This window comes from Pseudarthrobacter sp. NCCP-2145, from assembly GCF_023708005.1.
Classification (GTDB): Bacteria; Actinomycetota; Actinomycetes; order Actinomycetales; family Micrococcaceae; genus Arthrobacter; species Arthrobacter oxydans.
The window spans coordinates 64,387-77,115 of the sequence record NZ_BRCG01000007.1 but is presented as its reverse complement, the minus strand read 5'-3'; the positions used below and the strand labels follow the sequence as shown (position 1 = coordinate 77,115).

The window sequence follows — 12,729 nt, the reverse complement described above, 5'->3', positions numbered from 1 at the left end:
GTTCGTGCGGGGCAGGGCCGTTCTGCGTGGCCCGGACGCTCTCTCATTTGATGCGGGTTAATCCGGGACGCTCTCTCACTTGAGCAGCGAAAGTGAAAGAGCGTTCGTGAAGAACCGACATTAAGTGAGAGAGCGTCCCTGTCAGCTCTCCAGGAAGCTGAGGTAGCGCTTGGCTGCCCGGGCGAAGGCGGCCTGCGCGGCGGGGCCAAGGCGCCTGGTGTGGTCGAAAAGTTCGGGCACGACGGCGGCATCCCGGCTGGTGCCGCCCCGCGCCCAGGTGCCGATCACTTCTCCCCCGACCACCAGGGTCTTCTTGAAAACGCCGTTCCCGCCGGGCACGATGCTGTCGGAGTACTCCGGGGGCAGGACGGCTGTCCGGTCCTTGTATCCCAGCAGGAACTCATCAAAGCCGGGCAGCAGCAGGACGGACCGCGCTCCCGGACCCCCGGCCTCCAGCAGGGCGGCGGCCCCGGGTGACATCCAATGCACAGCATCCCCGAACTGCCGTTCCACCAGCTGCCCGCGGACCGGTTCAAACGCCGCCCGCACCTCCGTCAGCGGCAGCTGCGTCCACCACGCGAAATCCGCCAGGGTTGCCGGCCCGTGGCTGCGGAAGTACCGCAACGCGAACTCCCCCAGGGCCTCCTGCCGCTCCGGATTCCGCGACACCGGGATCCAGTCATCGAAGGCCACCAGCAGCTGTTGGTTCTTGGCCAGCGGCCCCTGCACCAGCCACGCGTGCCGGCACAGTGTCCCCAGGAGGTGGATGCCCCGCTGTCCCTGCGTCGGCTGCCCGGCGGCGTCGAACACCCGGAACAGTCCGGCACGACTGGCGGGACCGCCGGCGGCGATGTGTTCCAGCGCAATATCCCGGCACTTCTCAACGTCAGCCCAGGTGATGCCCAGCTCCCGGTGGCGGGCCGCGATGCTTTTGGTGAGCCGTTCAGCCGTGAGGTCCAGCATCCACCGCAGGTCCTCGGGGGCCACGAGATGCAGTGTGCCGCGCATGGGCCACGACCGGACCACGGCACCGGTGTCCAGGGCGGACCGGACATCGCTGAGGCCGCATCCCGGGACCCGCACGCCCACGGCCCACATGGCGGCCTGCAGGTCCTGGGCCTGCATCGCCGTCATCCATCGCACGGCGTCCGCAACCGAGCCGACGCCGTCAGCGCCACCCGCAAGCCTTTGGGAGGCAAGCCGCAGCCTGCCCACGATCCTGCCGTCGGGACGGCCCATGCCAGCAGCCATGGCCCTATCTTAGGCCGCGCCACCGCCCGCCCGTCACGGACCGCTAGGGTAGGAGCATGACTTTGGGGAGTTTGTGGCAGTTGCTCGCGCTTAAAACGAGGTGGTGGATGGCCGGCGGCACGGTCTGCGTCCTGGCAGGATCCGGCCTGGGGCTGCTCCAGTTCTCCACCTTCCTCGGAGACGGCCGGTCCGATCCCCTGCTGCTGCTCCCCTCACTCGTCCTGAGCCTCGGCGGCGGCTATGCGGTACTTTTCCCGGGCATCAGCGTCAGCCGCCAGGGCGTCAGGCTGTACCGGGACTGGCGGCACCACCCGCCCGCGGCGAAGGTCCTCTGGGTCCTGTCCCTCGCCGTCGCCCTCGGCGGACTGGTGGCCTGCATCCTGTCAGGCCTCGCAAATCCGCTGTTGCCGGGCCAGCTGGTGTGGCTTTTCACGGGAATCTACCTGGTGCTCGCCGGCTGGTCGTCCGCCCTGCTGGGCCAGGCGGCGGTGGTCCGGGCCAACGCCCCAGGCGTGGCGGGCGATCCTGCCGGTGCTACAGCTCCAGGCCGATAAGCAGCGGTTCCGGGTGCAGCTGGATGCCAAAGCGCTGTTCGACGCCGTCACGCACCTCGCGCGCCACGGCCACCACGTCCTGGGCGGTGGCTGAGCCGCGGTTGGTGATGGCGAGCGTGTGCTTGGTGGACAGGGAGGCCCGTCCGCCGCTGACGCTCCCCGGTTCCAGCCCGAACCCCTTGGCAAAGCCGGCCTGGTCGATCAGCCACGCGGCGGACAGCTTTACCAGCCCGTCCTGCCCTGCAGGGTACCGGGGCGCGCCTTCGGGGAGGGCGGCCGCCACCTCGGCCGGAACGATGGGGTTGGTGAAGAAGGAGCCCGTGGAGTACGTGTCCCGGTCCTGCGGGTCCCACACCATACCCTTGGAGGCACGCAGCCGGAGCACCTCGCGGCGCACATCGTTCGAGTACGCGCGCTTGCCCACCTCGACGCCAAGGGCACGGGCAAGTTCCGCGTAACGGATCGGCGCGCTCATCCGGCCCAGGGGCAGCTGGAACTCCACGGTCAGCACTACGTACCGGGGTGAGCCGTTGACGGTGGTCTGCTTGAGGATGGAGTCCCGGTAGCCGAACTGCAGCTCCGAGTTCGTGAAGGTCTTTACCGCGTTCCGTTCCCGGTCCCACGTGCGCACTGCCGCGATGGTCTGGGACACGTCGGCACCGTAGGCACCCACGTTCTGCACCGGCGTCGCACCCGTTGACCCGGGAATGCCGGCCAGGGCCTCAACCCCGGACCAGGCGTGGCGGACCGCGTGCTCCACCAGCTTGTCCCAGTTGTGCCCGGCCTGCACCACCACTGCCACGCCGCCGCAGGAGTCCTCCGCGTTGACGGTGAACCCCTGCGAGGCGACCTGGACCACGGTTCCGGGGAACCCGTCGTCGGAAATCAGCAGGTTGGAGCCGCCGGCGATGATCAGCAGCTGCTCCCCCGCGGCGTCCGCGGCACGGACGGCGTCGATGATCTCAGCTTCGGTTCCGGCCTTGATGAACTTGTGGGCAGGGCCCCCGACGGCGGCCGTGGTCAGCTCTGAGAGCAGGGTGGAAGTCACCTGTCCACCCTATCGGGAAAGTGTTCCCGCCTCCCCCGGGCTAAGCCAGTTTGACGACCGCCTGGGCCTTCATCAGGACCTTTTGGCCGGCGGCTGTGACGGTGAGGTCCACCCGCGCGGTGTTCGCCTCGGCATCGAGCTTTCCAATGATGCCGCTGACCTCGATGGTGGCGCCAGCGTCGGGCGTGCCCGTGGTGTCGGTGACCAGGACGGGCTTGGTGAACCTCGTCTGGAAGTCGACGACGGCGGCCGGGTCGCCCGCCCAGTCGGTCACCAGCTGGACGGCGGAGCCCATGGTGAACATGCCGTGGGCGATGACGCCGGGCAGTTCCACACTGGTGGCAAAGGCCTCGTTCCAGTGGATGGGGTTGAAGTCACCGGAGGCACCGGCGTACTTGACCAAATCGGTGCGCGTGACTTCGATGGTGCCGCTTCCGATCTCCTGGCCGGCGCTGAGTTCGTGGATGCTGAGGCTCATGGTTACTGTCCCTCTCCGCGGACCAGGATGGACGACGACGTGGTGGTGACGGGTTCGCGGGAATCATCCGCGCCGAGAGCGAAGATTTCCGACCGGGTGGTGATCATCGCACCACCACCCATGGCCCGGACACCGTCCACGTGGAGCTCCGCGACGAGGCGGTCTCCGGCGAAAATCGGCCGGTGGTGGGTGAAGCGCTGGTCCGCGTGGACCACGCGGGAGAAGTCGATGCCGGCTTCCGGATCCTCGATGAGCTGGGCGTCGGCACGCTGGGCGACGATGATGGCGAAGGTCGGTGGAGCCACCAGGTCGCCGTGGCCCAGGGCCCTGGCAGCATCGACGTCGAAGTGCGCGGGATGGGTGGCCTTCACGGCGCGGGCGAACTCGCGGATCTTCTCACGGCCAACGTCGTACACCTCTGCGGCAGGGTAGCTTCGGCCCTGCAGGTCCGGATTGATAGTCATGGCCTCAAGCCTATCGTTGCCGCACCCGGCAGGGGCTTGCATGACGTTGATATGATGATTTCATCAATCCATCAATTCAACAGCCATCCGACATCTGCAACCGGCCAGCTGCCATCACTGTCACGTTGAGGAGCTTCCCATGCTGCCTTCCGCCCAGGCTCCGCTGTACGAGATCAAGGCCAACCTCTTCAAGGGGCTGGCGCACCCTGCAAGGATCCGCATCCTTGAGCTGCTGGCAGCGGCGCCACAGGAAACCGCCGCGGTGAGTTACCTCCTGGCGGAGACCGGGCTTGAAGCCTCGCACCTCTCCCAGCACCTGGCCACGCTGCGCAAGCACAAGGTGGTGACCTCTGTGCGTACCGCCAACGCTGTAACCTACCGGTTGGCGCACCCCGGGATTGCCCAGCTGCTTGCCATCGCGCGGACGTTCCTCCTGGACACCCTTGCCGATTCAAACGAACAGCTCCGGCTGGCGCAGCAGCTGCCTGCAGAACACCTGACCGGCGGGGCCGCCCTGTGAAACCGGACGTGGGCACCGCCAGGCTGCACATCAGCCGGTTCCTGCCCTCGAAACTGGACTACGCGGGACTCGGAACATCGTGGCGGACCGACCTGCTGGCCGGCATCACGGTGGGCATTGTGGCCCTGCCGCTGGCCCTCGCGTTCGGCGTCAGCTCGGGAGTGGGCGCGGAGGCCGGGCTCATCACCGCGATCGTCGCCGGCCTGGTGGCAGCCGTGATGGGCGGATCACCCGTCCAGGTCTCCGGCCCCACGGGTGCCATGGTTGTGGTGCTGGCGCCCGTGGTGGCACTGCACGGCCCAGGCAGCGTGGCCCCGTTGTCACTGATGGCGGGGCTCCTGGTCTGTGTCCTGGGATTCAGCGGCCTGGGCCGGGCGGTCGCTTTCATCCCCTGGCCGGTGGTGGAAGGCTTCACCTTGGGGATCGCCGCCATTATCTTCCTCCAGCAGGTTCCGCCCGCCACCGGCACGTCCGCCGCCCCGGGACACAACACCCTCATCGCTGCAGTGGAAGCCGCATCCGCCGCAACCGTCCCGACTGCCCTGCTGACCCTCGCAGTCGTGGCGGGAGTCGCCGTCGTGATGGTCCTGGTGCAGAAGCTGCTCAGGGCACTGCCGGCCAGCCTGATCGCGGTGCTCCTCGCCACGGCGGCCGCCGAGCTGTTCCGGCTGGACATCCCCAGGATCGGTCCCCTGCCGCATGCCCTGCCCGCTCCCGCGGTTCCCGCCTTTGACCTGGATCTGCTGGGCAGCCTGGCAATGCCCGCGGTGGCCATCGCCTGCCTTGCGGCCATCGAGTCGTTGCTGTCCGCCCGGGTTGCGGCAGGAATGACCGGGCCGGACGGCAGGCCGAGTGGACCGTACAGCCCGGACCGGGAGCTGACGGGCCAGGGCCTGGCGTCAATCGCTGCGGGCCTCTTCGGCGGCATGCCCGCCACGGGGGCCATCGCGCGGACGGCCGTGAACGTCCGGTCCGGTGCCAAGACCCGGCTGGCCGCCGCTGTCCACGCCGTGGTCCTGCTGGCGATTGTCTACCTCGCCTCGGGCATGGTCAGCCGGATTCCGCTGGCAGCCCTCGGCGGGGTCCTGATGGTCACTGCCGTTCGGATGGTGTCCCGGCGGACCGTGGCGGCGATCCTCCGCTCCACCAGGTCCGACGCCGCCGTCTTCATCCTGACGGCAATTATCACGGTGGCGTTCGACCTGATCGTTGCCATCCAGATAGGGCTCGCGGCGGCAGCCCTCTTTGCCCTGCGCACGTTCGCCTCGCTGAGCAGCGTGCAGCGGGAGGAGATCCCCGGTCCGCGCGCCGAGGATGACGAGCACATCGCCGTCCTCCGGCTGGACGGGGCCATGTTCTTCGGCGCCGCCGAACGGATCCTGCAGGAGATCAGCCAGGTCAAGGATGTCCAGGTGGCCATCATCAGGCTTTCCCAGCTGCGGATGCTCGACGCCACGGGCGCGCATGCACTGGTGGAGGTGGTCTCCGCGCTGGAGCTCCGGGGCATCACCGTTTTACTCAAGGGCGTCCGGCCGGACCACCTGCAGCTGGTAACGAACGTGGGAGTGATCCGGTCCCTGCGGCACCACAAGCACCTCTTCGAGCACCTCGGGGACGCCGTGGAACACGCCCGCAGCCACGTTCGCCGGAACGCCGCCTACCGCTTGTAGCCCTTCCGGATCGCCTGCCCGCGGACCACAATCCCTGCAATGTGCAGGACCAGGCCCAGGCCGATCACCGGCAGGGATGCCGTGGCAAGGCCGGAATTGCCGCTGGTGTTGCCCACCAGGTTGAGGATGATTCCGACGGCGATCAGTCCCATCGCACTGAAAACCAGGACTTTATAGCGGGTTGGCGCGGTGGCCCAGAATTCGTTCAGCACCCGGACAGTCTACCGGGGGCCACGCCGCTGGTTGCAGAAACGCAGGCTCAGAACAACGCCTCCTGGACGGCCGGCACCTCGGAACTGTACTGTCCCAGTTCGATGCTGCGGCCCTTGAGCCGGCCGAGATCCACCACGAATTCCAGCCCGGTCCCATCGATGGCTGCCAGGGCGAAGCTGCCGCACAGTGAAGTAATGGTGAAGCCGTGGGAGCCGGCCGCGAGGGCGTGCGGATACAGGTGCCGGCGGCCCTCGGAGCAGAGCAGGCCGGCCAGCGCCGGCCTGCTCCAGTCCTCCTCCACCACGTGGAATCCTTCAGCGCCGGACCGGGAGACCACTCCGCGGGCGGAAGCGGCGAGGGCTGCGTTATGGCCCCTGAGCCAGCCTGCCGGGGCCGGGGAAGCCAGCGCCGCAGCCTTGGCTGCGGACCGGACCTGCTGCGGAAGCCCCGCCTCGCGCGTGACCAGGTCCTCGAGGATCCGCACCACGCGGCCGTCGGCGGCGTGGGCAACATAGCACGCCGCCACGGCTCCCTGCTCCGCGAGGCGTTGCCATTTGCGGAGCTCCGCGGCCGTGCCCACCTTGCTGGCGCCGTTGGCGAAGGTGGCGACGTAGAGCCAGTGCGGCTGCATCAGGTAGCTGCGCAGCCCGGGCGGGACCCGGCCGTCCCGGTGGAAGTCATGGATGAGCCGGGAGTCATCCACCACGAAACACCGCTCGCACTGGTGCCCCCGGACGGCGGGGGCCCGCCTGGCGCAGAGGACGTGGTCCCGGTGGGCGGGGCCGTGCACCACATGGTGGCCGAGGCAGTGTTTCCCCTCGGCGGCGAGCCGGAAGCCCAGGCGCGTCCCGGCGTCGAGCGTTACCTCGCGGAAGGTGCCGTCCGGCGCCTGAAGGCGGAGGTACGGGCCAGGACCGGCACTTCCGCCCGCTGCCGCCCCAGGAGCCGCAGGCCAAAAGACCCCGTGGACCAGATAACGGGTATCGGTCACGGGGTCTCCTGAAGTGAAAGCGTGTGGACTACAGCGCCGGCTGCACCCCAAAGGCTACCGCGAGCTTCATGATCTTTTCGGCGCGTCCCAGGCGGGGCAGGTCGGAGCCGTCACGGATGACGCGGCCGTTGGCCTCGAAGTCCGCCATGAAGTCCGTGGCCCAGGCGACGTCCGAGGGCGTGGGGCTGATGACCTCGTTGATGACGGGGGTCTGGTCAATGGCCAGGCAGAGCTTGCCAGTCATGCCCATCATCACGGTGATGCCGGTCTGCTCACGCAGGATGGGGTGGTTGGTGCCCACGGTGGGCCCGTCGATGGGGCCGGGAAGGTTGCCGACGCGGCTGGCTACGACGAGCTTGGCGCGGGGGTAGGCCATGGCCTCGGGCGTGGCTGCCATGCCTGTGTCGCGGCGGAAGTCGCCGGAACCGAACGCCAGGCGGAAGGCGCCCTGTGCCTTGGCGATGTTGTTTGCCTCCTCGATGCCCAGCGCGGACTCCACCAGCGGGATGACCGGCGTCTTGCCGTCCATGCGGTGGAAGCTCTCCGTCACCTGGTCTGCGGACTCGGTCTTGGCCAGCATGACACCCAGGAGCCCCGGCGTGCCGCGGAGGCCCGCCAGGTCATCAGCCCAGAAGCGGCTGGTGGCATCGTTAATGCGGACCCAGGCTTTGCCGCCGGCGGTCAGCCAGTCAACCACGTTGTTCCGTGCGTGGTCCTTCTGCGACGGGTCCACGGCATCTTCAATATCCAGGATGATCGAGTCAGCTCGCGACACCGCGGACTGGTCGAACAGCTCTGTCTTCATGGCATTGACCAGAAGCCAGGAACGGGCGATTTCTGCTGGGATATTGCGTTCCGGCCTTACGGTCTCGGTGGCGATGGTAGACGTCATGTATCTACCGTATCCGCCCCGCAACCCCGACGCCGAAGAAAATGGCCTGCTTGTGGGGATCAATACGAACTAAACCCCAAATGACCGGAAGTTGCGGGAAAGCAGGTAGCAGCAGGTGTCGTTTTGAGCGCTCAAAACGACACCTGCTGCTACCTAGTTGGGGTGGGTCAGGGGATGTTGCTGCCCCGTGCCGTCACCCAGAGCCCGTACCAGTCAGCCCGGGTCATCTCCCGGGCCACGCGGGCAGCGTCGGCACACGCACGGATCCGTTCCGGGTTGACCGTCCCGATCACCGGCGCGATACCCGCCGGATGCTTCATCAGCCATCCCAGCAGGACGGCTTCTCCGGTGCTGCCGTACTCCCCCGCCAGCCGGGCCACGAGCTCAGCGGTGGCGGCATCTGCTGACGCGAGACTTTCCGGTTCCGCCCCGGTGTACAGGCCGCGCGCCAGCGAACCGTAGGCCTGCAGCGTGATGGAGTTGCGCACGCAGTACTCAAGGGTGCCGTGCGGGAAGCTGTAGTCCAGGTGCTCGGCGTGGTTGACCAGCACCTGGCTCTCCAGCCAGGCCCGCTTGAGCAGGCTCATCTCCAGCTGGTTCGCCACCACCGGGGTGTCCAGCCGGTCCTGCAGCGCCTCGATCTGCGCCGCGGACATGTTGGACACGCCCAGCTGCCGGACCTTGCCTTCTGCCATCAGCTGCCCGACGGCGGCGGCCACCTCCGCCGGATCCGCCAACGGGTCCGGCCGGTGGAGCAGGAGGATGTCCACATAGTCCGTCCGCAGCCGCTGCAGGCTGCCGTTGACCCGTTCCAGGATGGCATCCCGGCTGAGGTCGTAGTGCGTCTGCAGCCCGCGCTCGTTCAGCCGGATGCCGCATTTGGTCTGCAGCCTGATCCGGCCGCGCAGCCCCGGTTCAGCTGCCAGAACCTCACCAAACACGGCCTCAGACTTGCCGCTGCGGTAGATGTCCGCGTGGTCGAAGAGGGTGATCCCGGCATCCAGCGCGGCCTCGACGGCTGCCGCGGCCTGGTCCACATGTTCAGTCCCGTGCGGCTCGCCGGACCAGCTGCCGCCCAGGCCCATGCAGCCATAAATGAGTTCCTGCATCAGGCAGGCCGTCCGTCCGGGACGGGTGCAGGCATCAGCGCAGCCATGCTGTGGTGTTGCCGGGCAGCTTGCCGTCTTCCAGCGGTGCGCTGCTGACAAGGACGGTCCCCTCGGGGAGGTCGACGGCGGTGTCCCCGAAGTTGGTCACGGACTGCCAGCCGCCCGGACGGCGGAAGTGCAGGATCTCAGGGTTGGCGTTCTCCACCCATTCCAGGTCCTCATCCGCCTGGAGCTCGTGGCGCAGCTTCAGGGCGGTGCGGTACAGCTCGAGGGTGGAGCCTTCGGTGCCGTCCTGCGCCTCCACGGCGTACTTGCTGAACCAGTCCGGCTGCGGCAGGTGCGCGCCGCCGTCGCCAAATCCGAAGGAGGTGCCTTCCACCTTCCAGGGCAGGGGCACGCGGCAGCCGTCCCGGCCGATCTCCACTCCCCTGTTCCGGAAGAAGGAGGGGTCCTGGCGTTCGGATTCGGGAATCTCCGCCACTTCCTGCAGGCCCAGCTCTTCACCCTGGTACAGGTAGGCGGAGCCCGGAACCGCCAGCATCAGGAGGGTTGCGGCGCGGGCACGGCGTTCACCGAGCTCCACGTCCAGCTGTTCCTTGGGGCCGCCGGCAAGCAGCCACTCCTTGCCGTCCTGGCCCTTGGCGCCCGCCTTGCTCTTGGAGACCTGCGGCAGGCCGTAGCGGGTGGCGTGCCGGACAACGTCGTGGTTGGAAAACACCCAGGTGGAGGAGGCACCGGTTGCGGTGGCCTCGGCCAGGTTGCGGGTGATGATCTCGCGGAATTCGTCGGCGTCGAAATCGGCCTGCAGGAGGTCGAAGTTGAAGGCCTGGCCGAGCCCCTGCGGGCTTGCGTAGCGGGCGCGGCGGGTGGCGTGCACCCAGGCCTCGGCCACGGCGGTGCGCGGCGGGTTGTACTCGTTGAAGACCTCACGCCACTCGGCGTACACCTCGTGGACCTCGTCGCGGTCCCAGAAGGGGTGCGTGCCGTCGTCGAAACCGTCCACGCCGGTGTTGGCGGCGCTCAGTTCCAGCTTGGACAGCAGCGGCTCGGTGAGGTCCTTGGTGAGGGCGTGCGCCACGTCCACCCGGAAGCCGTCCACGCCGCGGTCGGACCAGAAGCGCAGGGTCTTGAGGAAGTCGTCGCGGACCTCGCGGTTGGACCAGTTCAGGTCCGGCTGCTCCTTGGCGAAAATGTGCATGTACCACTGCCCGGGGGTGCCGTCCGGCTCGGTGATGCGCTCCCAGGCGGGGCCGCCGAAGACGGAGTCCCAGTCCGACGGCGGGAACTCGCCGTTGGGGCCCTTGCCGTCACGGAAGATGTACCGGTCCCGGGCGGGCGAGCCCTTGGGCGAGGCCAGCGCTTCCTTGAACCACTCGTGGCGGTTCGAGGAGTGGTTGGGGACGATGTCCGCGATGAGCTTGATGCCGGCCCCGTGCAGCGCCTTGGCCATCTCGTCGAAGTCCTCGAGCGTGCCGAGCTTGGGATCGACGTCGCGGTAGTCATCCACGTCGTAGCCGCCGTCTGCGAGCGCCGAGGGGTAGAACGGGCTCAGCCACACGGCGTCGATACCCAGGGACTTCAGGTACGGGACCTTGGAGGTGATGCCCTTGAGGTCGCCAATGCCGTCGCCGTTGGAGTCGGCAAAACTGCGCGGGTAGATCTGGTAGACAGCGGCCTGGCGCCACCAGTTCGGATCGGACAGGCGGTCGGAATCGGACAGGGTTGCCAGGGTGGCGGTGGTGCTCACAACGCTCCTTTTATTTAGTATCTAAATTTTCTAGTGACCAGTATGTGCCGACCGGGCGGGGATGGTCAACAGCCCGCTGCCTGCTCCGGCAGGACGCTGGCTCAGGCCCTGAGCCAGGCGGTTGATTCTCCTGGAAGCCTGCCGGCCTCGATCCCGCTGCTGGAGATCAGGACCTCGCCGTCCGGAAGTTCGACGGCGGCAGGACCGAAGTTCGCCACGACGTGCCAGCCGCCCGGGCGCACGAAGTGCAGCACCTGGCCGTCTCCGCTGTGGTGCCATTCCAGGGTCTCCGCACCTTGCAGTTCACGGCGCAGCGCCAGCGCCTGGCGGTAGAACTGCAGGGTTGAGAGGTTGTCGGTTTCCTGGGTGCTGGCTGCGTAGCCGGCGAACCAGTCCGGCTGGGGCAGGTGGGCTCCCTTGGCACCGAAGCCGAAGGATGCTCCCGAGGGAGTCCAGGGCAAGGGCACGCGGCAGCCGTCGCGGCCCAGGCCGTCGTACTCCGCGCCCCGGAAGAATGACGGGTCCTGGCGCCGGTCAGCGGGGATGTCAGCCACCTCGTGCAGGCCCAGTTCCTCCCCCTGGTAAAGGTATGCGGAGCCGGGAAGGGCGAGCATGAGCAGCGTGGCGGCCCTGGCGCGGCGCAGGCCTCCTTCCACGTCCAGCGCTTCGCGGGGGCCGCCCGCTTTGACCCAGTCCACCCCCGGCTTCCCCGGCCGCCCGTTGAGCGGTTCGAGGCCGTAACGGGTGGCGTGGCGGGTGACGTCGTGGTTCGAAAATACCCACGTGGTGGTGGAGCCGGTGAGGCGTGCCTGTGCGAGGTTGTCGGTGATGATGGTGCGGAACTGGGTGGCGTTGAAGTCGGCCAGGAGCAGGTCGAAGCTGAAAGCCTGGCCCAGCCCTTCAGGGGAGGCGTACTTGGCGCGCCGTTCGGCGGTTTCCACCCAAGCCTCCGCCACGGCAAAGCGCGGCGGGTCATATTCGTTGAAGACCTTGCGCCACTCGGCGTAGATCTCATGGACTTCGTCGCGGTCCATGAGCGGGTGCGTCCCGGAGGTCCGGTCCATGCCCTCAAGTTCCTGCTTGCTCGGAAGGTCGGCGCTCAGGTCCTTGACGAGGAGGTTGGCCACGTCCACGCGGAAGCCGTCCACGCCCCGGTCGGCCCAGAAGCGCAACGTCCTGAGGAAGTCCGCACGGACCTCGGGGTTGTCCCAGTTCCAATCCGGCTGTTCGGGAGTGAAGGTGTGCAGATACCATTGCCCGTCCTTCACCTGCGACCACGCCGGGCCGCCGAACGCGGCTGTCCAGTCCGACGGCGGCAGCTCGCCATTTCCGCCCTTCCCGTCCCTGAAGTGGTACCGCTGCCGGGCCGCTGACCCCTTGGGCGAGGCCAGGGCTTCCCTGAACCAGGCGTGCCGGTTGGAGGAGTGGTTCGGGACAATGTCCACGATCACTTTGATACCGGCGGCGTGCAGGGCCGCGGCCATCCCGTCGAAATCTGCCAGGCTGCCGATTTTGGGATCGACGTCACGGTAGTCGTCCACGTCGTAGCCGCCGTCTGCGAGCGCCGAGGGGTAAAACGGGCTGAGCCACACGGCGTCGATCCCCAGGCTCTTCAAGTACGGCACCTTCGCGGTGATGCCGTTCAGGTCCCCAATACCGTCGCCGTTCGAATCGGCGAAGCTGCGCGGATAGATCTGGTACACCGAGGCCTGGCGCCACCAGGTGGTGGCGGCCGCGGGTCCGTTGTCGGCATGGTGAGTCAGGCTGTCGAGGATGGACAAGCGGTTTCCCC

General features: G+C 67.9%; 13 protein-coding genes. 3 read left to right on the top strand and 10 right to left on the bottom strand.

What is annotated here, in order from left to right; all coding sequences use genetic code 11:
• Positions 1-141: 141 nt before the first annotated feature.
• The gene (locus NFU08_RS07995) at positions 142-1,251 is read right to left on the bottom strand and encodes a winged helix DNA-binding domain-containing protein (protein WP_251422084.1); all 1,110 of its coding nucleotides are present in this window, start codon (positions 1,249-1,251) and stop codon (positions 142-144) included.
• A gap of 56 nt (positions 1,252-1,307) precedes the next feature.
• Here NFU08_RS07995 and NFU08_RS07990 point away from each other — a divergent pair, with 56 nt between their 5' ends.
• Positions 1,308-1,805 carry a hypothetical protein gene (locus NFU08_RS07990; protein WP_251422081.1) on the top strand — a complete coding sequence of 166 codons (498 nt, stop codon included), beginning with the start codon at positions 1,308-1,310 and terminating at the stop codon, positions 1,803-1,805.
• Here the strand turns inward: NFU08_RS07990 and NFU08_RS07985 are convergent.
• Genes NFU08_RS07985 through NFU08_RS07975 form a run of 3 tightly spaced genes read right to left on the bottom strand, consistent with a single transcriptional unit; the run spans position 1,786 to position 3,795 of the window.
• A complete protein-coding gene (locus tag NFU08_RS07985) occupies positions 1,786-2,853 on the bottom strand; it encodes a UDP-N-acetylmuramate dehydrogenase (protein WP_251422078.1) in 1,068 nt (355 codons plus the stop codon). The genes NFU08_RS07990 and NFU08_RS07985 overlap by 20 nt on opposite strands.
• 40 nt (positions 2,854-2,893) lie before the next feature.
• A complete protein-coding gene (locus NFU08_RS07980; protein ID WP_251422076.1) occupies positions 2,894-3,331 on the bottom strand; it encodes a MaoC family dehydratase in 438 nt (145 codons plus the stop codon).
• A gap of 2 nt (positions 3,332-3,333) precedes the next feature.
• Complete coding sequence (locus NFU08_RS07975; RefSeq protein WP_174176802.1) at positions 3,334-3,795, bottom strand: MaoC family dehydratase N-terminal domain-containing protein; 462 nt, start codon at positions 3,793-3,795, stop codon at positions 3,334-3,336.
• Positions 3,796-3,934: 139 nt separating this feature from the next.
• On the opposite strand from NFU08_RS07975, the gene NFU08_RS07970 reads away from it, so the two are divergent.
• On the top strand, positions 3,935-4,315 hold the full coding sequence (locus tag NFU08_RS07970) for a metalloregulator ArsR/SmtB family transcription factor (protein ID WP_251422073.1): 381 nt from the start codon (positions 3,935-3,937) through the stop codon (positions 4,313-4,315).
• Between the two features lie 8 nt (positions 4,316-4,323).
• Positions 4,324-5,985, top strand: a complete 1,662-nt coding sequence (locus tag NFU08_RS07965) for a SulP family inorganic anion transporter (RefSeq protein ID WP_251422070.1) — start codon at positions 4,324-4,326, stop codon at positions 5,983-5,985.
• On the opposite strand, the gene NFU08_RS07960 is transcribed toward NFU08_RS07965, so the two are convergent.
• From NFU08_RS07960 to NFU08_RS07935, 6 genes are all read right to left on the bottom strand, one after another.
• Positions 5,973-6,197, bottom strand: coding sequence for a DUF3188 domain-containing protein (locus tag NFU08_RS07960; protein ID WP_174176805.1), 225 nt, complete (start codon positions 6,195-6,197; stop codon positions 5,973-5,975). The two genes, NFU08_RS07965 and NFU08_RS07960, sit on opposite strands and share 13 nt — an antisense overlap.
• Positions 6,198-6,244: 47 nt before the next feature.
• Positions 6,245-7,189 carry a DUF2797 domain-containing protein gene (locus NFU08_RS07955; RefSeq protein WP_174176806.1) on the bottom strand — a complete coding sequence of 315 codons (945 nt, stop codon included), beginning with the start codon at positions 7,187-7,189 and terminating at the stop codon, positions 6,245-6,247.
• Between the two features lie 28 nt (positions 7,190-7,217).
• Positions 7,218-8,081: a CoA ester lyase gene (locus NFU08_RS07950; RefSeq protein ID WP_066278004.1), complete on the bottom strand. Its 864-nt coding sequence runs from the start codon at positions 8,079-8,081 to the stop codon at positions 7,218-7,220.
• 167 nt (positions 8,082-8,248) lie between these two features.
• Entirely contained in the window at positions 8,249-9,190 is a 942-nt protein-coding gene (locus NFU08_RS07945; RefSeq protein ID WP_174176808.1) for an aldo/keto reductase family oxidoreductase, read from the bottom strand.
• Between the two features lie 34 nt (positions 9,191-9,224).
• Positions 9,225-10,937, bottom strand: coding sequence for a glycoside hydrolase family 13 protein (locus NFU08_RS07940; protein WP_174176809.1), 1,713 nt, complete (start codon positions 10,935-10,937; stop codon positions 9,225-9,227).
• A 101-nt stretch (positions 10,938-11,038) separates the two neighbouring features.
• Positions 11,039-12,718: a glycoside hydrolase family 13 protein gene (locus NFU08_RS07935; RefSeq protein WP_251422067.1), complete on the bottom strand. Its 1,680-nt coding sequence runs from the start codon at positions 12,716-12,718 to the stop codon at positions 11,039-11,041.
• Between the last annotated feature and the right edge of the window lie 11 nt (positions 12,719-12,729).